The organism is Vibrio sp. MM46, assembly GCF_027587135.1.
Lineage (GTDB): Bacteria > Pseudomonadota > Gammaproteobacteria > Enterobacterales > Vibrionaceae > Vibrio > Vibrio harveyi.
This window is the reverse complement of the sequence record NZ_JAPPTO010000029.1, coordinates 1-18,576: the sequence shown is the minus strand read 5'-3', so window position 1 is coordinate 18,576 and position 18,576 is coordinate 1. Positions and strand designations below refer to the sequence as shown.

20 protein-coding genes are annotated in these 18,576 nt (G+C 45.1%); 9 read left to right on the top strand and 11 right to left on the bottom strand.

Annotated features, from left to right (window positions below; all coding sequences use genetic code 11):
* Nucleotides 1-39 precede the first annotated feature (39 nt).
* From rseP to rpsB, 8 genes are all read right to left on the bottom strand, one after another.
* On the bottom strand, nt 40-1,398 hold the full coding sequence (gene rseP, locus OH459_RS23695) for a sigma E protease regulator RseP (protein ID WP_009698640.1): 1,359 nt from the start codon (nt 1,396-1,398) through the stop codon (nt 40-42).
* Nucleotides 1,398-2,603 (bottom strand): 1-deoxy-D-xylulose-5-phosphate reductoisomerase, encoded by a 1,206-nt coding sequence (gene ispC / locus OH459_RS23690; protein ID WP_005446171.1) that lies wholly within the window; start codon nt 2,601-2,603, stop codon nt 1,398-1,400. The genes rseP and ispC overlap by 1 nt, the downstream gene beginning before the upstream one ends.
* 51 nt (nt 2,604-2,654) lie before the next feature.
* A complete protein-coding gene (locus OH459_RS23685) occupies nt 2,655-3,497 on the bottom strand; it encodes a phosphatidate cytidylyltransferase (RefSeq protein ID WP_038899075.1) in 843 nt (280 codons plus the stop codon).
* A gap of 12 nt (nt 3,498-3,509) precedes the next feature.
* Nucleotides 3,510-4,265: an isoprenyl transferase gene (locus OH459_RS23680; protein WP_005446173.1), complete on the bottom strand. Its 756-nt coding sequence runs from the start codon at nt 4,263-4,265 to the stop codon at nt 3,510-3,512.
* 96 nt (nt 4,266-4,361) lie between these two features.
* Nucleotides 4,362-4,919, bottom strand: a complete 558-nt coding sequence (frr, locus tag OH459_RS23675; RefSeq protein WP_005446175.1) for a ribosome recycling factor — start codon at nt 4,917-4,919, stop codon at nt 4,362-4,364.
* Between the two features lie 95 nt (nt 4,920-5,014).
* A complete protein-coding gene (gene pyrH / locus OH459_RS23670) occupies nt 5,015-5,746 on the bottom strand; it encodes a UMP kinase (protein ID WP_005446177.1) in 732 nt (243 codons plus the stop codon).
* A gap of 154 nt (nt 5,747-5,900) precedes the next feature.
* Nucleotides 5,901-6,746 carry a translation elongation factor Ts gene (gene tsf / locus OH459_RS23665; protein ID WP_005446179.1) on the bottom strand — a complete coding sequence of 282 codons (846 nt, stop codon included), beginning with the start codon at nt 6,744-6,746 and terminating at the stop codon, nt 5,901-5,903.
* A gap of 131 nt (nt 6,747-6,877) precedes the next feature.
* On the bottom strand, nt 6,878-7,606 hold the full coding sequence (gene rpsB, locus OH459_RS23660; protein ID WP_005446181.1) for a 30S ribosomal protein S2: 729 nt from the start codon (nt 7,604-7,606) through the stop codon (nt 6,878-6,880).
* A gap of 397 nt (nt 7,607-8,003) precedes the next feature.
* On the opposite strand from rpsB, the gene map reads away from it, so the two are divergent.
* The 3 genes from map (at nt 8,004) to OH459_RS23645 (ending at nt 12,146) form a co-directional block, all read left to right on the top strand.
* Nucleotides 8,004-8,882 carry a type I methionyl aminopeptidase gene (gene map, locus OH459_RS23655; RefSeq protein WP_005446183.1) on the top strand — a complete coding sequence of 293 codons (879 nt, stop codon included), beginning with the start codon at nt 8,004-8,006 and terminating at the stop codon, nt 8,880-8,882.
* A gap of 99 nt (nt 8,883-8,981) precedes the next feature.
* Nucleotides 8,982-11,606, top strand: coding sequence for a bifunctional uridylyltransferase/uridylyl-removing protein GlnD (gene glnD / locus OH459_RS23650; RefSeq protein WP_009701987.1), 2,625 nt, complete (start codon nt 8,982-8,984; stop codon nt 11,604-11,606).
* A 156-nt stretch (nt 11,607-11,762) separates the two neighbouring features.
* The gene (locus OH459_RS23645) at nt 11,763-12,146 is read left to right on the top strand and encodes a DUF3461 family protein (RefSeq protein ID WP_005436760.1); all 384 of its coding nucleotides are present in this window, start codon (nt 11,763-11,765) and stop codon (nt 12,144-12,146) included.
* Between the two features lie 346 nt (nt 12,147-12,492).
* Here OH459_RS23645 and truC read toward each other — a convergent pair whose 3' ends face one another.
* A complete protein-coding gene (truC, locus tag OH459_RS23640; RefSeq protein WP_009701984.1) occupies nt 12,493-13,260 on the bottom strand; it encodes a tRNA pseudouridine(65) synthase TruC in 768 nt (255 codons plus the stop codon).
* A 5-nt stretch (nt 13,261-13,265) separates the two neighbouring features.
* Complete coding sequence (locus OH459_RS23635) at nt 13,266-13,580, bottom strand: YqcC family protein (protein ID WP_269989031.1); 315 nt, start codon at nt 13,578-13,580, stop codon at nt 13,266-13,268.
* 76 nt (nt 13,581-13,656) lie between these two features.
* Here OH459_RS23635 and OH459_RS23630 point away from each other — a divergent pair, with 76 nt between their 5' ends.
* Nucleotides 13,657-14,694, top strand: a complete 1,038-nt coding sequence (locus OH459_RS23630) for a DUF3549 family protein (RefSeq protein ID WP_005446188.1) — start codon at nt 13,657-13,659, stop codon at nt 14,692-14,694.
* Between the two features lie 13 nt (nt 14,695-14,707).
* The gene (locus OH459_RS23625; RefSeq protein WP_005446190.1) at nt 14,708-15,007 is read left to right on the top strand and encodes a DUF3301 domain-containing protein; all 300 of its coding nucleotides are present in this window, start codon (nt 14,708-14,710) and stop codon (nt 15,005-15,007) included.
* On the opposite strand, the gene OH459_RS23620 is transcribed toward OH459_RS23625, so the two are convergent.
* Nucleotides 14,967-15,452, bottom strand: coding sequence for a GNAT family N-acetyltransferase (locus tag OH459_RS23620; RefSeq protein ID WP_005446192.1), 486 nt, complete (start codon nt 15,450-15,452; stop codon nt 14,967-14,969). The genes OH459_RS23625 and OH459_RS23620 overlap by 41 nt on opposite strands.
* Nucleotides 15,453-16,358: 906 nt before the next feature.
* Between OH459_RS23620 and OH459_RS23615 the strand changes: the two genes are divergently transcribed.
* The 4 genes from OH459_RS23615 to OH459_RS23600 all read left to right on the top strand — a co-directional run.
* Nucleotides 16,359-16,652, top strand: coding sequence for a hypothetical protein (locus tag OH459_RS23615; RefSeq protein ID WP_005446195.1), 294 nt, complete (start codon nt 16,359-16,361; stop codon nt 16,650-16,652).
* Nucleotides 16,649-17,098 carry a YaiI/YqxD family protein gene (locus OH459_RS23610; protein WP_005446198.1) on the top strand — a complete coding sequence of 150 codons (450 nt, stop codon included), beginning with the start codon at nt 16,649-16,651 and terminating at the stop codon, nt 17,096-17,098. The genes OH459_RS23615 and OH459_RS23610 overlap by 4 nt, the downstream gene beginning before the upstream one ends.
* A gap of 196 nt (nt 17,099-17,294) precedes the next feature.
* Entirely contained in the window at nt 17,295-18,284 is a 990-nt protein-coding gene (locus OH459_RS23605) for a ketoacyl-ACP synthase III (RefSeq protein ID WP_026138228.1), read from the top strand.
* Nucleotides 18,281-18,576 (top strand): NAD-dependent epimerase/dehydratase family protein (locus tag OH459_RS23600; RefSeq protein WP_269989030.1); only part of this gene is annotated, 296 nt, incomplete at its 3' end. The genes OH459_RS23605 and OH459_RS23600, both read left to right, overlap by 4 nt.

Here is an 18,576-nt window from a genome sequence, read left to right as displayed (position 1 = left end):
TTCTAATTATTCCTTGCTACTACTTTTGTCTCTGAACTATCACAGACGAGTAAAATCATTAAATAGCGCTAACGCCATGAGCGAGAAGATAATCGCACCACCAATTCGATACCCCATTTCCTGTACTTTCTCAGGAACTGGGCGTCGGATGACCGCTTCAATTGCGAAAAATAGCAGATGACCACCATCCAACATTGGTAAAGGAACGAGGTTAATAATACCTAGGTTAACACTAATTAGTGCCAGAAAACCTAAAAAGTAAACCAGACCGTAGTCTGCTGTCGCCCCTGCTCCTTTGGCAATCGAGATTGGTCCACTCAAATTGTTCAGACCAACATCACCTACAATCAGTTTCTTAAGCATACTGATTGTAAGTCCAATAACTTGACCAGTTTTGTCAATCGCTTTGCCAATAGACTCGAATACACCAAACTGTAATTCGAAGCGATAACTTTCTGGCCATTCTGCGACTTCAGGTGCGATACCCGCAAAGCCAACGACTTGTTTGTTAGCTAGCTCACGACTACCCGGTGTCAGTGTGAATGATTGCTCCTCACCTTGACGCAACACCGTCAGTTCCATTGGCGTATCTGGGTTAGAACGAATGGCTTCTACCACTTCATCCCATTTAGAAATCTTATTTCCATTAATCGCAATGATCTTATCGCCAGCTAGTAGACCTGCTTTCTCTGCAGCACCACCTTCGCTTACTTGCGCTAACTCCGTAAAAATCTCTGGAGTATATGGCTTGAAGCCCAACGATTGCATCGCTGATTGTGTTTCTGGATCAAACTTCCAATCACGGATATCAAGTGTCTTCGTGACTTCTGAACCCACTTCGTTTGCAGAAGAGAGTGTCACTGTCATCGAATCATCACCAATATGAGAAACTAATCCCATGTTGACTGATTCCCAGTCCGGAGTTTTGATGCCTGAGATAGATTTTAGTTCCATCCCTGATTCAATTCCTGCTTCTGCAATGATTGAATTGGGCGTAACTTCACCAATTACGGGTTTAACCGCTGGAACACCGATCAGGAAAACCAGCCAGTAAGCCACAATGGCAAAAAGGAAGTTAAAAATAGGACCTGCCGCCACGATGGACGTGCGTTTCCACAAAGGCTTTTGGTCGAAAGCTAAGTGCTTTTCATGCTCTGGGACTTCATCAACACGGCTATCCACCATTTTGACGTAGCCACCCAGAGGGATCATAGAGATGCTGTATTCTGTTCCATCTTTGCCTACCTTGCTCCAGATAGACTTGCCAAAACCGATGGAAAACTTTTCAACTTTTACACCACAACGACGCGCGACCCAAAAGTGACCATACTCGTGCACGGCAACTAAAATGCCCAATGCAACGATAAAAGAAACCAAATTCCACAAGATACCAGTCATTAGCTACGCTCGCGTAAAAAGTCTAAGGCGATAGTTCGTGACATTCTATCTAGCTCTATCAAGCTTTCCAAGCTATTCACATTCTCAGTTGTATGGCTTGCAGTGATTTTGTTCAAAACTGATTCATTGATGCGAGCGATATCTGTGAAACCAAGGCGGTTATTTAAGAAGGCATCAACAGCAACTTCGTTCGCTGCATTCAATGCCGTTGTTGCATGTTGCCCTTCGTAACAAGCATCAATCGCTAGCTTTAAACAAGGGTAACGAGCAAAATCAGGCTGAAGGAAAGTTAATTCTCCAACTTGAGTAAAATCGAGTGGTTTCACCCCAGCATCCACACGCGATGGGTAAGACATTGTCAATGCGATTGGTGTTGCCATGTCAGGCTCCCCCATTTGCGCTAACACAGAGCCATCACGATATTGCACCATAGAATGAATAACCGACTGAGGGTGAATGATCACTTTCAACTGCTCACGAGCAGCATTAAATAACCATTTCGCTTCAATGTATTCGAGACCTTTGTTCATCATGGTTGCAGAATCAACCGAGATTTTTGGTCCCATTGACCAGTTCGGATGAGCAATAGCTTGCGCTGGGGTTACGTTTTCTAACTCTGCAATATCGGTATAGCGGAATGGACCGCCTGATCCGGTAAGAAGAATCGAAGAAATACCATGCTCTTCAAGATTGCAACGACCCAAGTTGGTTTGAACTTGTTGCGGAAGACATTGGAAGATTGCGTTGTGTTCACTGTCGACAGGAAGCAGCTCTGCACCATGTTCTGCAACCGCATCAATAAACAGTTGACCTGACATCACTAGCGCTTCTTTGTTCGCTAACAGCACTCGCTTGCCTGCTTTTACCGCTGCCATCGTCGGCAACAGGCCTGCGGCACCGACGATTGCTGCCATTACGCTATCCACTTCCTCTAACGCAGACACATGGCAAAGCGCATCAACACCACCTAACACTTCTGTGCTTGGAGAAACTGAAGCTAGCTCACTTTGTAGAGCCACAGCCGCCGCTTTATCCGCCATTACCGCGTACTTAGGTTGCCATTTACGACAAAGTGCGACCATCTTTTCAACGTTCGTGCTTGCCGCTAATGCGACGATAGAAAACAGCTCAGGGTTTTGTTCAACCACTTTTAGTGTGCTTGCACCAATTGAGCCTGTTGCACCAAGAATCGTTAACTTTTGCATGATGTAAGACCGTTAGAAAAATCCAGGAGCGACGATGCCGCTCCCGATAAATTAGAATACGTAGTAAAGAAGAGCAAATACTGGGAATGCAGCAGTTAGGCTGTCGATACGGTCAAGAATGCCACCGTGTCCCGGAATGATGTTGCTGCTGTCCTTGATACCTGAAACACGTTTGAACATGCTTTCGACTAAGTCACCAAGAACAGATATCACAACAGTTATCAGAGTAATCATCACCATATGAAGTGGGCTGGTGAATTGGATATCGAACCAACCTGCGAATAACCATCCGACAACTAGTGCTGCGATGATGCCGCCAACCAAACCTTCAATTGTCTTATTTGGGCTCACATGAGGCGCCATTTTGCGTTTACCCATGCTTTTACCAGCAAAGTAAGCGCCGCTGTCTGCAGCCCATACCAAGAAGCAAACGTACAGCACAAGTTTTGCGCCGTGGTATGGATCTACTGAAATATCAGAAGCTCTAAGAATGATCACACTCCAAAGAAAAGGGATCAATGTTAGAAAACCGAATACATGACGAAGGGCTTTGCTACCTTGCCATAAATTGGTGGTTTTAGGGTAAGTGATAGCCATCCCACTTGCGATAATCCACCATGCAAAGCCAAGCGATAATACTGCGTAGTGTGGCATTGCTAGTTGATTTAAGCTGGTTGCGTCTGGCGAAATGAATAGAAAACTTAGTCCGGTTACAACGGCTGCCGGAACAAGCGCAGCAATACGTGAATTGCTTTCTGTAAACTGGGTCCACTCCCAAAAGCCTAATAGCGTTACCGCAGTCAAAGCGATAATGAAGCCAATTAGGGGTAATTTAAAAATACCTAAAATAACCAGGGGAGCTAAAATTAGTGCTGTTATTATTCTCTGTTTCAAACTAACTAGTCCTTATTGAGCAGCCATTAATGCCTTTACTTGTTCACCAGTACAACCAAAACGACGCTCTCGGTTAATAAACCAAGTCACAGCCTCTACTAAGCTGTCTTCGTCAAACTCTGGCCAGTACTCGGGAGTAAAGTACATTTCTGCATACGCCATTTGCCACAGCATAAAGTTACTGATGCGGCACTCACCACTCGTACGAATCAATAGATCCACTTCAGGTAAGTCTGACATCGTCAAATGCTGGGAAATTAACTGCTCGTTGATATCCTCTACACGGATCTCACCGTTGCGAGCTTTGAGCGCTAACGTTTTTGCCGCCTCTGTGATGTCCCATTTACCGCCATAGTTTGCAGCAATGTTGATCACCATCCCCGTGTTGTTCGCCGTCAGTGCTTCTGCTTCGACAATTTTACCTTGTAAGCGCTCGCTAAAACGGCTGGTATCGCCAATAACGCGCAAGCGTAAATTGTTTTTATGCAGCTTTTTTACTTCGCTCGATAAAACAGAAATGAACAGCTCCATCAGTAGCCCCACCTCTTCTTCAGGTCGACGCCAATTTTCGCTGCTAAAAGCGAATAAGGTCATGGCTTTAATGCCGAGTTTAGAAGCGGCTGCAACGGTCTTACGAACGGCACTAACGCCTTTTTTATGACCGAATACGCGAGGTTTTCCTTTGGACTTAGCCCAACGACCATTACCGTCCATGATGATGGCAATATGCTTAGGGAGGGAATCAGAGAAGGCTTGAGAATTTTGCATAGGGAGTTAATTGAGTTCCATCAGTTGGATAGACTAACACAAAAAAACGCTGCACTGTGAGCACAGCGTTTTCCAACAGTGATGTGGGTGGGAGTATTAAACTTCCATCAACTCTTTTTCTTTTGCAGCAAGAACTTCGTCGATCTTCTTAACTGCAACGTCTGTCAGTTTTTGGATCTCGTCTTGTGCTTTGCGATCTTCGTCTTCAGAGATTTCTTTATCTTTTAGAAGACCTTTTAGGTCGCTGTTTGCGTCACGACGGATGTTACGAACTGCAACACGTGCGCCTTCAGCTTCACCACGAACGATCTTAACTAGGTCTTTACGACGCTCTTCTGTTAGCGGTGGAAGTGGAACACGGATGATTGTGCCAGCAGACATTGGGTTTAGACCAAGATCTGACATCATGATTGCTTTCTCAACTTTTTGAGTAAGCTCTTTGTCGAAAACTGTGATTGCTAGAGTACGAGCGTCTTCAGCAACAACGTTTGCTACTTGGTTAAGAGGAGTAGCAGCACCGTAGTACTCTACAGAGATACCAGATAGTAGGCTTGGGTGCGCGCGGCCAGTACGAACTTTAGAAAGGTTGTTCTTTAGCGCTTCAACGCTTTTGTCCATGCGCTCTTGCGCGTCTTTATTGATTTCGTTAATCACGGTTTCACCTTAAAAATGTCATCTTTCCTGAAAAAAGCCTAAAAGGGTTGAGCAAAGCGAAACGCCATCCAACCTAGCGTGGATGGCGTTTAGGATTATGCGTCAGCGTTGATCAGCGTGCCTTCAGCTTCACCCATAACCACGCGACGTAGTGCGCCTGGCTTGTTCATGTTAAATACACGGATTGGCATTTTGTGGTCACGAGCTAGAGTGAACGCTGCCAAGTCCATTACTTTCAGCTCTTTATCCAGAACTTCTGCGTAAGATAGCTTATCATACAGCTCTGCGTCTGGGTTTGCTACTGGGTCTGCAGTAAATACGCCATCAACTTTCGTTGCTTTTAGAACTACGTCAGCTTCAATTTCGATACCACGTAGACACGCCGCTGAATCTGTTGTGAAGAATGGGTTACCAGTACCTGCAGAGAAGATTACCACTCGGCCTTGACGAAGTTCGCGGATAGCGTCTGCCCAATTGTAGTCGTCACACACACCTTTTAGAGGAATTGCAGACATTACACGAGCGTTTACGTATGCACGGTGAAGTGCGTCACGCATTGCCAAACCGTTCATTACCGTTGCAAGCATACCCATGTGGTCGCCTACTACGCGGTTCATACCAGCTTCCGCAAGACCAGCGCCACGGAACAGGTTACCACCACCGATTACCACACCAACTTGAACACCCAGTTCAACCAGCTCTTTAACCTCTTGAGCCATACGGTCAAGAACCGCTGGGTCAATACCGAAACCTTCTTCGCCTTGAAGAGCTTCACCACTCAGTTTTAATAGAATACGTTGATATGCTGGTTTAGGGTTCGTAGTCATGGAGTTTACCTTCCAAAAGAGAGTTGTCGATTAACAGTCATGAATAGACACAAGTTTGCTGATGACTATTCATCACGGCTAATTTTTTGCCGCTCTTTTCGTAAAAAGACCGCAGCCAAGGCCACGGTCTAATCTTTGCACAAATCTCTAAGGATTAACCTTTTTGAGCTAGTGCTACTTCTTCAGCGAAGCTCATTTCAGCCGCTTTCTCGATGCCTTCACCTACTTCTAGACGAACGAAAGTCGATACTGATGCACCTTTCTCTTTTAGCATTTCGCCAACAGATTTCTTAGGTTCCATGATGAAAGCTTGACCAGTTAGAGAGATTTCGCCAGTGAATTTCTTCATGCGGCCGATAACCATTTTCTCAGCGATCTCTTGTGGCTTGCCTTCGTTCATAGCGATTTCAACTTGAACTTCTTTCTCTTTAGCAACTACGTCAGCTGGAACGTCTTCTGGGTTAACGAACTCTGGCTTAGAAGCAGCAACGTGCATTGCAACGTGCTTAAGAGTTTCTGCGTCGCCTTCACCAGCAACAACAACACCGATTTTCTCACCGTGACGGTAAGAAGCGATAGCAGTACCTTCTACGTATGCAACGCGACGGATGTTGATGTTTTCGCCGATTTTAGCAACTAGAGCTACGCGCTCTTCTTCGAACTTAGCAACTAGCTCTTCAGCAGTAGCTTTAGTCGCTAGAGCGTCAAGTGCTACTTTGTCTGCGAATGCAGTGAAGTTACCGTCTTTAGCAACGAAGTCAGTTTGGCAGTTAACTTCAAGAAGAACAGCAACGCCGTTTTCTTCTTTGATGATGATTGCGCCTTCAGCTGCAACGTTACCAGCTTTTTTAGCTGCTTTCGCTGCGCCTGATTTACGCATGTTTTCAATTGCTAGTTCGATGTCAGCGTTTGCTTCTACAAGCGCTTTCTTACATTCCATCATGCCAGCGCCAGTGCGCTCGCGAAGTTCTTTAACTAGAGCAGCAGTTACAGTTGCCATTCTCTATTCCTCGTTTGATTCGAAATAAGGTAAAAAACAGGGGCCTACATTGTCGGCCCCCATTGCTAACTATAACTCAGTCTATGCTACAACAAGGTTTCACATAGACTAAGTGTGACACAGAGCCGCTATTATTCAGCTTCTACGAAACCGTCTTTTTCAGCAACTGCTGCAACGTCTTTGTTGCGACCTTCAGTTACTGCAGATGCAGCAGCGTTTAGGTATAGTTGAACTGCGCGGATCGCGTCGTCGTTACCTGGGATGATGTAGTCAACGCCGTCTGGGTTAGAGTTAGTATCTACCACAGCGTATACTGGAATACCTAGGTTGTTAGCTTCTTTAATTGCAATGTGCTCGTGATCAGCGTCGATTACGAATAGAGCGTCTGGTAGACCGCCCATATCTTTGATACCACCAAGAGATTTCTCTAGCTTCTCCATTTCACGAGTGCGCATTAGAGCTTCTTTCTTAGTTAGCTTGTCGAAAGTACCGTCTTGAGACTGTGCTTCGAAATCTTTTAGACGCTTGATAGACTGACGAACTGTTTTGTAGTTCGTTAGCATGCCGCCCAACCAACGGTTGTTTACGTAGTATTGGTTGCTTGCGATTGCAGCTTCTTTAACAGCTTCAGATGCAGCGCGCTTAGTACCTACGAAAAGAACTTTACCTTTTTTCTCGCCAATTTTAGCAAGCTCAGCTAGAGCTTCATTGAACATTGGTACAGTTTTTTCTAGGTTGATGATGTGAACGCGGTTACGAGCACCAAAGATGAATGGCTTCATTTTTGGGTTCCAGTAACGAGTTTGGTGACCGAAGTGAACACCAGCTTTCAGCATATCGCGCATTGATACAGTTGCCATTTTAAAATCCTCTATGGGGTTAGGCCTCCACATCCCCCATAATTCCGACCAAGCTTCTGCTCAGCACCCCGGAACATGTGACGGAATGTGTGTGATTTAAAGATAAAAAGTTAATCGGAAGAAGCCTGCTTCGCCACTTCTCTAACGAAAAGTAAAGAGAACAGTCCTCGATTCCGGCGCGCTTTATACCATATTTTAGCCCAACATGGCTAGTAAAAATTGTTTCTTACCATTCTAATTTACCTATCACAGTCCCCCCTACTCTCTCTTTAATTACATAACTAAACTACAAGTAAGAATGACTCATATTCTTAACTGGCTTGGGTTAGCCACTCGATATCTGATAGAATGCGCGCATTCGCACGTTTGCGTGCTTACGAATAAGTAGAGAAAGCCAATGTCAATCAAGATTAAAACTGCTGAAGAAATCGAACGCATGCGCATTGCGGGCAAGCTAGCCGCAGAAGTTCTAGAAATGATCGAACCGCACATCAAAGCAGGTGTGACAACAGAAGAGCTAAACCAAATCTGTCACGATTACGCTCTAGAGAGAGGCGCTTACTCTGCACCGCTTGATTACCATGGATTCCCTAAATCAATCTGTACGTCGATCAACCACATCGTTTGTCACGGTATACCGGCAACCCAAGATGAAAAGGGTGCTAACGGTCAAATGAAACCTGCGGTCCTAAAAGACGGTGACATCATCAACGTTGATATCACAGTGATTGTTCCAAACGATGAAAACGCAGACCTAAGCGTTCGTCCACAAGGCTACCACGGTGATACGTCTAAGATGTTCCTAGTTGGTGATGTTTCACCAGCAAACAAGCGTCTATGTATGGTTGCACAAGAGTCACTTTACATCGGTATGCGTCAAGTTAAGCCTGGTGCAACTGTTGGTGACATCGGTACTGCAATCGAGAAGTACATTAAAGAAAACAACAAGAACAACCCACGTAACAAGTTCTCTATTGTTAAGGACTTCTGTGGTCACGGCATCGGTGATGAGTTCCACGAAGAGCCACAAGTGGTTCACTACAAGAACAAAGACCGCCGTGTACTAAAAGAAGGCATGTGCTTTACGATTGAACCAATGATCAACGCGGGTAAATTTGGCTGTACTGTTGACGCGCAAGACGATTGGACAGTTTACACCGGCGACGGTAAAAACTCAGCGCAGTGGGAACACACTATCGTGGTAACTAAAGAAGGTTGTGAAGTGCTTACACTTCGTAGCGACGATACCATTCCACGTATGATGAAAAACGTTTAATCGCCCATCACTTTCCCTATCCCCGCTCATGCGGGGATATTTTTTATCTGCTTCAAATTTGTTAGATTGCTAATAGTTTAGCTTGCACGGATAGCAAATATGACCCTTCAGTCTCCTCTTACGTTTACCGATGAACAAATCAATATCGGAGAACTTAAGCAAGAACTTGAAAAATTCAGTTCATACCAAAAAGAAGAATTTCTACAGCACCACCCTGTGACCAACCTTGTTTTGTCACGAGCCGAGTACATGGACTTACTCCTCAATCGTTTGTGGCAACACTTTGGTTTTAAAGACATCCATAATATTTCTCTGGTCGCGGTAGGTGGTTATGGTCGTGGTGAATTGCACCCCCTTTCCGACATCGACATTTTGATTCTGTCGAACAACAAACTGCCTAATGCACTGGAAGCCAAAATCAGTGAGTTCATTACGCTACTGTGGGATTTACGCCTTGAAGTAGGTCATGCGGTTCGTACTGTCGAGGAGTGTGCTGAAATTGGGCGTTCAGATTTAACTGTCGCCACCAATTTACAAGAAGCTCGTTTGCTCTGTGGCAGTGAAGACACCTTCCAAGCGCTGAAGAAAGTGGTGCTATCTGATTCTTTCTGGCCAAGCGAGACCTTTTATCGAGCCAAAATTCAAGAACAGCGCGAACGCCATGCTCGGTACCATGACACGACCTACAATCTTGAACCAGACATCAAATCCACACCAGGTGGTCTACGTGACATTCATACATTAAGTTGGGTGGCACGCCGTCACTTCGGCGCGACTTCATTGTTGGAGATGAGCCGCTACGGATTCTTAACAGATGCCGAATACCGTGAGTTGGTTGAATGTCAGGATTTCCTGTGGCGCGTGCGTTTTGCGCTGCATATTGAACTACGACGTTACGACAACCGTTTGACCTTTGCCCACCAAGCGCAGGTCGCGGAGCACCTTGGCTATGTGGGTGAAGGTAATCGCGGCGTCGAAATGATGATGAAAGAGTTCTACCGTACCCTTCGACGTGTGGCAGAGCTCAATAAGATGCTACTCAAGCTGTTCGATCAAGCCATCATCAATGGTGGTGCAACAGAAGATGCAGAAATCATTGATGAAGACTTCCAACGTCGTGGCGCCCTAATTGAGGCACGTAAGCCCGCTTTGTTCCAAGCTCGCCCAGAGACGATTCTGGATATGTTTCTGCATATTGCCAATGATTCAAGCATCGAAGGGGTTAGCCCACCAACATTGCGTCAGTTGCGTACTGCGCGTCGTCGATTGAATAAATTCTTACACACCATGCCAGAAGCGCGTGAAAAGTTTATGGCATTGTGTCGCCACCCGAACGCCCTACATAAAGCGTTCAGTCTGATGCACAAGCTTGGTGTCCTCGCGGCATACCTTCCACAATGGAGCCAAATTGTCGGTCAGATGCAGTTCGACCTATTCCATGTGTATACCGTAGATGAGCACAGTATTCGCCTGCTCAAACACATTAATACCTTCAGCTACGCAGAGAACCACAGTAAGCATCCGATTTGCTGTGAGGTTTACCCTCGCATTCAAAAGAAAGAGCTGCTTATCCTAGCCGCGATTTTCCATGATATTGGCAAAGGCAGAGGTGGTGACCATTCGGTGATAGGCGAAGGTGAAGCGTACGACTTCTGTATTGAACACGGTTTGTCTAAACCAGAGGCGAAATTAGTAAGCTGGCTGGTAAGGCATCACCTATTAATGTCGGTGACTGCACAACGCCGTGATATTTACGATCCAGATGTGATCACAGAATTCGCCAAGCAAGTACGTGATGAAGAGTACCTTGAGTATCTTGTTTGTCTAACGGTAGCCGATATCTGCGCAACTAACCCAGAGCTTTGGAATAGTTGGAAACGCACCTTGCTCGCGGAATTGTTCTATTCCACCCAACGTGCACTGCGTCGCGGCTTAGAAAATCCCGTCGATGTGCGTGAACGTATTCGCCATAATCAACAAATGGCGTCTGCCCTACTACGTAAAGAGGGCTTCTCGGCACGAGAAATTGAGGTGCTGTGGCAGCGCTTTAAAGCTGATTACTTCTTGCGTCACACCCATAAGCAAATTGCGTGGCATTGCGAGAATTTGCTGCGTATGGAAGACCCAGCAAAGCCACTGGTACTTATCAGTAAAAAAGCGACACGAGGTGGTACCGAAGTATTCGTTTACAGCCCTGACCAGCCCGCGTTGTTTGCTACCGTTGTTGCTGAGTTAGACCGTCGTAACTTCAACGTGCACGACGCACAAATCATGACCAGTAAAGATGGCTATGTACTCGATACTTTTATGGTACTTGACCAACATGGCAAAGCGATTGAAGAAGGTCGCCACGGAGCCGTTACTAAGCACATTACTCATGTATTGGAAGATGGTCGCCCAACCAAGATCAAAACACGTCGCACACCGAATAAACTTCAGCATTTTAATGTAAAAACCAAAGTCGACTTCCTGCCAACCAAGAGTAAGAAACGCACTTTGATGGAGTTTGTCGCTCTAGATACTCCGGGGCTTCTGGCAAAAGTTGGTCGTACATTTGCTGACTTGGGAATTAACCTCCACGCTGCGAAAATCACCACCATTGGTGAACGAGCAGAAGACTTGTTCATTCTAACCAGTGAAGCGGGTGGTAGGCTAAGCGAGGAACAGCAAGCAGAACTGCGTGAGAAGTTGATTGAGAACTTGTCTGAGCCAGTCTCAGCTTAAGAGAAACCTTCCTTTCATCAATAACTAACGTGGGCAAGAACGATAGCGATCTTGCCCACAAGTTGAGCAATTTGGCTAAATATCAGCTATCTAGCTCATTAATGGGCTGCTACAGTTATACGGAAACTAATTCTAGTTATTAGATAGAGGTAGCCTATGTATCCACACCTCACTGGTTTGGGCATCCATGACCCGAAACAGATTGAACGTTACTCCCTGCGACAAGAAGCACACAAAGACGTCCTAAAGATCTACTTTCACAAACAGAAAGGCGAGTTCTTCGCGAAAAGTGTTAAGTTCAAATACCCGCGCCAAGTTAAAAATGTACTGGTCGACAGTGGCAGTCACAAGTACAAAGAGGTCACGGAGATCAACCGCAACCTGACGCTTGTGATCGATGAGCTGAACAAGATAACCAAGCCTGTGAAAGTGGCTGAAGTGGATGTGAAAGAGAAGATACTTTCTGATCTTCGTCATCTAGAAAAGGTGGTTTCAAGCAAGATCGCCGAGATCGAAGCGGATCTGGAAAAACTCAAGTAGTCCGCTCAATTCCTCAAGAATAAAAAAGGGGGTGATACATATACCCAAGTGACTTCAAGATGCAGGATTCAGAGTGTTGTCATTGATTCGAGAGCAAGGAAAACAATGCAGTGTAATAGCCAGCTCTTTCCAAGTTGTTTGACGCAGCAATCGGGTCAATGACACGCTCCCAAAGGGCGAGCTGCCTTGGCTTGTATACTTTGTTGCCGATTCTTGATTTAGACCCACTAAACCTTTAAATCGCCGCCGCGTCTACAAACCAAGTCAGTCTCGCTGAACCTAGCATCTTGAGGTTACTTGGGTATATACCACCCCTCCTATCTTTCGACTTAATAAAGATAGCCGTTTATCTTACCAACGATTCATCCCATGCAAATCGAGCAAACAACTGCTGCCAAGTCTCATCGATATTGGCTTTCATCACGATTTCTTCATCAGTGAACGGATGCACAAAGCGCAGCACTGATGCATGCAACAATAAGCGATGGGAATCAAATTCCGTGCGATAAAGTTTGTTGTGTTTACCGTCACCATGCGTCGTATCCCCAACAATTGGATGACGCAGGTGCGCCATGTGGCGACGCAATTGATGCTTACGCCCTGTCTTTGGCTTCATCTCCATCAAACAGTAGCGTGTAGTTGGAAACTTACCCGTAGAGTATGGCACTTCCACTTTCGCTAACGGTTTGTATGCCGTTACGGCGTCTTGCGCTTCTTTCTCTTGTGAAGCGAACTTATCAGCGATCTTATCAAGCTCAACTTTCAAGGCGTAATCAAGAACACCTTCTTCTTCAATCCAGCCTCGAACAATTGCATGATAGGTTTTCTCCATCTTATGCTCAGCAAACATAGGCATCACTTGCGATGCGACTTCACTGGATAAAGCAAAAACCAGTACACCTGAAGTTGGGCGGTCCAACCGGTGCAATGGAAAAACATGCTGACCAATTTGATCGCGCAATGTTTGCATCACAAACTGAGTTTCGTGCTTATCCAACCAACTTCGGTGTACCAACATACCCGCAGGTTTATTAACCGCGACAAAATACTCGTCCTGATAAACGATCTCTAGTACCACTGGCTCAACCGATGGTGATGTTTCTTGTTCTGACATTGAGGTTACTTACATAGTTCGTCGATGGTTCGAATGGTTACCAGTAGCTCGGCGTAATGCGGCTCTTGTTTCCATACTTCTGCAAAATACGGCTCGATAGAAAAGCCTCGAGGTAAAGGTTGATTATCTTCAACTAACGCACGCATACGGGCAATAAAGATCCATTGTAACCACTCATGTGGATGCAGCGTGTCAATCGCGAAAGGTTCTGTACTCTGTAGCGCTTCTGCAGAGGGCGTAGTTTGTTGCCACAACTCATGATGCTGCAGTTGTGCCTCAAGTTGTTGAAGTAAGTCGACCAATTGGATGTTTGTTGCCATTAATTCCGTCTCGAACCTTGAATTAGCCAAGAATGATACCATTTCTTGTGAAAAGAACATTAGGATGTCGTATTTAATGGAAAACATTCAAACCCTCACTCAGTTGCTAAGCAACAGTCAGTGTGAGTATCAAATCTTCGACCTTGGTCGTCGTATCAAGACCATCGAGCCACAAGTATTTGCTGACGTGGAAAAAGGTCAATGCCCATACCCATTCCCAATGCAGAGAAAAGCACACTTGGCGATCGCATACTGGAATGAGCAAAAGCAACCTTGGATTTGGTTCTTAAAGTTCGAGCTGGATGAGCGAGGTCTGCTAAAGCAAGCGGATATCGGCAACTTCATTAAATACGTCGTAGAAGCGATGGGTACTCGCCTAAGTGAAGAAATGACAGAAGAGCAGCAACAAAAGCTCTCTAACAACCCATACACCTTCAAACCCGCAGAAGAAAAGATGGCAGTCTTCCATAGCCAAGTTCGCGCAAACTTGGACTTACCCACCAGCCAATACTACGAGCATACTCAGCACTACTTTACGGGCGGTTTAGGCTGGGAAAACTGGCAAACAGTTGGTCTGCAAGGTATTACTGATATGGCGGCTCGTCTGGGTAAAGAACAAAATGCCGTGACTTTGCGTAAAGCCCTTAACTACTTACCCAATGAACCGCTATACGCCCTACTTGGTGCGTTAGAGCATGTTGATTTGCAAGAACGTTTGGCTAAGCGCATTGCAGAGAAAGCGCAGCAAGAGATCGAAAGTAACGAGCCCGATCTGTTCTTACTCTCAGCTTTAATCCGCTCTCTAGCAGGCGCACCAACCGAGATTTCCTTGCCAATCTTGAAGGCAATTTTACAAAGCCCACGCTTAAGCCACCAAGAAGTACTAATCGGTATTGCAGGTCGTACGTGGCACCTACTGGCTGATGCTAGCATTGCTGAACAATTTTTATTGCGCCTCGCACAAACTGGTAATCAGGCTTTATTTAATCAGCTATTTGCCGATTTAGTTATGCTGCCAGAGCTAAGAATGGTATTGCTGCCTTTGCTGCACTCTAGCCCATCGGAAGAGCTAGCGACTGCATTGGTGAAACTGCAGCAAGCAACAAAGGGATAATGAAGGATTAGGGATGATCGGTGACCTATTGGCTATTTTAGGACTGTGCTTTTTCTGCTTTTTGTTTTGGCAACAACGACGTCAATCAGAGTTGGCAAAAGCGGCGATTACGCGTAAATGTGAGCAGTTAGATCTTCAACTGGTAAGCATCGCTTTTGGTGCCCATAAACTGAAAACGCCAGACGGAATCTGGCGTTGGCATACAGTGTATCAATTTGAGTTTTCATCTCTTGGTGATGATTGCTACCAAGGTGAATTGACGATGATCGGGTTTAGGCCGCTGAACTTTCACCTACCGCCACATCGCTTGTAAATTCCATTTCAAAGTAAGGGCCGTAAAGGTCCTTGCTCTCTCTCGTCTTTATAAATCCTAGTTTTTCCAGTACTGCCATGGATGCTTTGTGATGGCTATTCACATTTGCTTTGACTTTGTGTAGCCCAAGCTCACGGCATGCTTTCGGGAAAAACGCCTTTAGCGCTTCTGTCGCTAACCCTTTACCCCAATAAGCTTTATCAAAGATAAACCCTAGCTCAGGTTCATGATCTAGGTTTGAAATGAACACGTGTCCCATATAATCACGGCTGGTACTTTCAAGCACCGCCATACTGTGGACATTCTCATCATCCAGAATCTTCTCAAACAGTTGTTTGGCAGAAGACACCGTATGAGGTCCATTCATCTCTGCGCGATTTTTAGCACAGCAATTCAACATCACGAACTCTAGTTGCAACGACTCATTGTAGGGTAGAAGAAGCATTCTTCTGGTTACTATGGTCACATCTGTTCCTTGATTACAGCAAACTTAATTTATCCACATAACAAAAGTTCAATAGCTTTGAACATGTTATGCGGCACATAACGCCTTTTTGAGAAGCCGAAAGTTAAACCAACTGATTGGAAAGGATATTGATCTGGATTGTTTTTTATTCAGTGTTATGAGGAATTTATAAATAATGTGATATTGCCACTTTCAATCATCCCAAAATATGAAAGGGCTTAAATAAGAAAGACCCCGACACAAGCGTATCGGGGTCATAGTCTTACTCGCAGCAGTCCGGCTACTAATTAGTGCTCCATGCATCATCCATAATAGTGGCTGATTCCGTCAGCTTAGTCCTTACGTCGCCGTCCTAGCGGTGTCCTTATCATCCTGATAGCTAACATTCCCCGTTAGCGCACATCACTTGTTCCTTGAGCGGTGTCCCTTGCATCATCCTGATGCTGTCCCTACCTCAATCCTATGAGGGGTCCATTGTCTATCCTTAGTCATCAACATCCTATTGATGATTGTGTCCTTACAATGTCCTACGCTCCTTGCTTGATCATTCATCCTGAATAACCAAATCGTCTTCCTGACGATAACCAAATCCTTGGTGCTTTCCTGTTCCATGTCTGCTTCCTGCCGACAAGGTTTAATTTACGCTTTTCCCTTTAAATCACAATCTACCCTAGAAAATCTTTTGGCAAAAAACTTAGTTAAAAACATGTTAAAATCAAACTTTTCAATAGCTTAGCTTAAATATTTTCTATTTAACTGATGACGAAATCGTTTTCTCTCACAACCACTGTGAGAGATCTCGCACAAGGCTCTGCCGAAATTGCTATTCGCTAAAATCGACCGTGCAAAGTATGATGATAGAAGTCATTTTAGTATGGATAAATTATGTTAACTCAAGACGTCACTAAAGAGCTGGAAGCCGTGATGGAGCAACTGCAACAGCAGGGTAAAGAACCCACTGTGGCTCTGGTAAAAGCTCGCATGAAAACACCTGTGCCTATGCCAGCACTGATTGCGACTATTAAAAGTTGGAAGAGCGCAAACCGCATTCCGAAAGTTGAAGTCGCGGTCCAAAAACCAAAAGAAGAGAATCGCATTGCTGCACTTGAAGAGACAGTAGCCAAATTGACTGCTCGTGTTGAAGAACTCGAAGCGAAATTGAGTGAGAAAACGTCATGAAATTATGGGTAGATGCGGATGCCTGTCCGAAAGTTATTCGCGAAACAATCGTACGCGCGGCTGAACGTACTGGTGTTGAATGTACATTTGTGGCAAACCATGTAGTGCCAGTACCCAAGCGTGCCAATATTCACTCTTTGCAAGTACCGGCGGGCTTTGATATTGCCGACAATGAAATCGTTCGTCGTGTAGAAGCCAATGACTTAGTGATTACCTCTGATATTCCATTGGCAGACGAAGTGATCAGCAAAGGAGCTCAAGCATTAAGTTCACGAGGCGAGTTATATACTAAAGACACCATCAAAGCGCGTTTGAACATTCGTGATTTTATGGACACCATGCGCTCAAGCGGTATTCAAACAGGCGGTCCTGCGGCTCTGTCTCAAACTGAACGCAGAGAGTTTGCTAACCATTTGGATCGTATTTTAGCCAAATTTAAGAAGTAAAACTCTCACCTTTTAAATTGAGCCAGTTGATCAACACCTGGCTCATTAGTGAATATTTTGTACTCAGTCTTGCAAACAAAGCGTGTTATCGCTCCCATTCGCATTGTCTCACTTATTTTTTTAACCTTTTCGATATAGACCCAATATGCAACTTAAATTATTTTGAACGGCGTTTTTAATAACTTTGTAGAAAATAATGGGCTTTAATATCCTTTCCAGTGGAAGCTATCTGCCAGTCAATCAATGGTCAGATCGGGAGATGGATCGCTTCCTAAAATTACCCTCAGGGACTTGTCGAAACAAATTTGATGTTGAATATCGTCATGTAGCCAGCACGAAAGAAACCGCTGTATATATGGCAATGCAAGCGATAATGCAATGTCTCGGCAACACACACTCGCTAAGTTCTGTTGACCTCCTTATTTATGCCAGTGGCACACATCATCAGGCTTTACCTTATGATGCTTCAGCAGTTTTAGCTGCATTAGACGCCCCGACATCGCTAGAAAGTTTTGATTTAAACAGTACCTGTTTGTCTTTTCTCTCAGCTCTCAATCTTGCTCAGAACCTTTTCATAGCAAAACGCTACCAACGTATTATTATTGTCACCAGTGAGCTCGCTACGGGCATCACACTGAATCGCAGCTTCACACTCAAACCTGAAGTTGCGACCTTATTTGCCGATGGTGCAGCAGCGTTTTTACTAGAGCAAACAGAGAATGAAGGGCTGATCACAAGCCACTTTGAAACGCATCACGCTGGGTATTCATTCTGTCAAATTAAGGGGGGAGGCAGTCATATCAACCCGCATACTTCAGAGCATCAAGCCTATTTGAAAAACTGCCAATTTGAGATGGAAGGCAAAGCACTGTTTAAACATGTGCGCAAAACTTTGCCAGCGTTTCTTGAAAAAGGCTTTGGCTCCTCTCCAGTCACTCTTCGCGATATTGACTACTTTCTTCCACACCAAGCAAGTGCTCACGGTTTAAAGAAGTTACCCTCACTTGTAGGTTTACCGAAAGAGAAAACCGTTAATCACTTTTCTACTTTGGGTAACCAAGTCGCTGCGTCACTGCCGATAAATTTGCACTGGCTACGCAACCAACCAGGCACACAAGGGAAACATGTGTTATTGGCGGGCACTGCTGCTGGGCTCTCGTTGGGGATGGGCGTACTTAAATTATGAGAATATTAGTCACAGGTGGCAGTGGTATGCTGGGCAGTGCGATTCTACGAATGTTTCACCAGCAACATGAACTGCACTTTACTGCGCGAAATACTGTCATCGCAAAACAACTCACAGACCAACTCAATGTCACACCGCATTTAATCAATTTAGAGGATAAATCAGCGGTTCATGAAGTATGCCAAGGTATGGATGGGATCATCCATTGCGCTGCACTCTCAAGCCCTTGGGGTAAGTGGGAAGCATTTTATCAATCCAATGTAGATGCTACAAAAAACCTTATCTGCGCAGC

Coding starts and splice junctions, on each gene's coding strand:
- rseP (WP_009698640.1), bottom strand. CDS start 1,398: ATGACTGGTATCTTGTGGAATTTGGTTTCTTTTATCGTTGCATTGGGC.
- ispC (WP_005446171.1), bottom strand. CDS start 2,603: ATGCAAAAGTTAACGATTCTTGGTGCAACAGGCTCAATTGGTGCAAGC.
- OH459_RS23680 (WP_005446173.1), bottom strand. CDS start 4,265: ATGCAAAATTCTCAAGCCTTCTCTGATTCCCTCCCTAAGCATATTGCC.
- pyrH (WP_005446177.1), bottom strand. CDS start 5,746: ATGACTACGAACCCTAAACCAGCATATCAACGTATTCTATTAAAACTG.
- tsf (WP_005446179.1), bottom strand. CDS start 6,746: ATGGCAACTGTAACTGCTGCTCTAGTTAAAGAACTTCGCGAGCGCACT.
- rpsB (WP_005446181.1), bottom strand. CDS start 7,606: ATGGCAACTGTATCAATGCGCGATATGCTGAAAGCTGGTGTTCACTTC.
- map (WP_005446183.1), top strand. CDS start 8,004: ATGTCAATCAAGATTAAAACTGCTGAAGAAATCGAACGCATGCGCATT.
- glnD (WP_009701987.1), top strand. CDS start 8,982: ATGACCCTTCAGTCTCCTCTTACGTTTACCGATGAACAAATCAATATC.
- OH459_RS23645 (WP_005436760.1), top strand. CDS start 11,763: ATGTATCCACACCTCACTGGTTTGGGCATCCATGACCCGAAACAGATT.
- truC (WP_009701984.1), bottom strand. CDS start 13,260: ATGTCAGAACAAGAAACATCACCATCGGTTGAGCCAGTGGTACTAGAG.
- OH459_RS23635 (WP_269989031.1), bottom strand. CDS start 13,580: ATGGCAACAAACATCCAATTGGTCGACTTACTTCAACAACTTGAGGCA.
- OH459_RS23630 (WP_005446188.1), top strand. CDS start 13,657: ATGGAAAACATTCAAACCCTCACTCAGTTGCTAAGCAACAGTCAGTGT.
- OH459_RS23625 (WP_005446190.1), top strand. CDS start 14,708: ATGATCGGTGACCTATTGGCTATTTTAGGACTGTGCTTTTTCTGCTTT.
- OH459_RS23620 (WP_005446192.1), bottom strand. CDS start 15,452: ATGCTTCTTCTACCCTACAATGAGTCGTTGCAACTAGAGTTCGTGATG.
- OH459_RS23615 (WP_005446195.1), top strand. CDS start 16,359: ATGTTAACTCAAGACGTCACTAAAGAGCTGGAAGCCGTGATGGAGCAA.
- OH459_RS23610 (WP_005446198.1), top strand. CDS start 16,649: ATGAAATTATGGGTAGATGCGGATGCCTGTCCGAAAGTTATTCGCGAA.
- OH459_RS23605 (WP_026138228.1), top strand. CDS start 17,295: ATGGGCTTTAATATCCTTTCCAGTGGAAGCTATCTGCCAGTCAATCAA.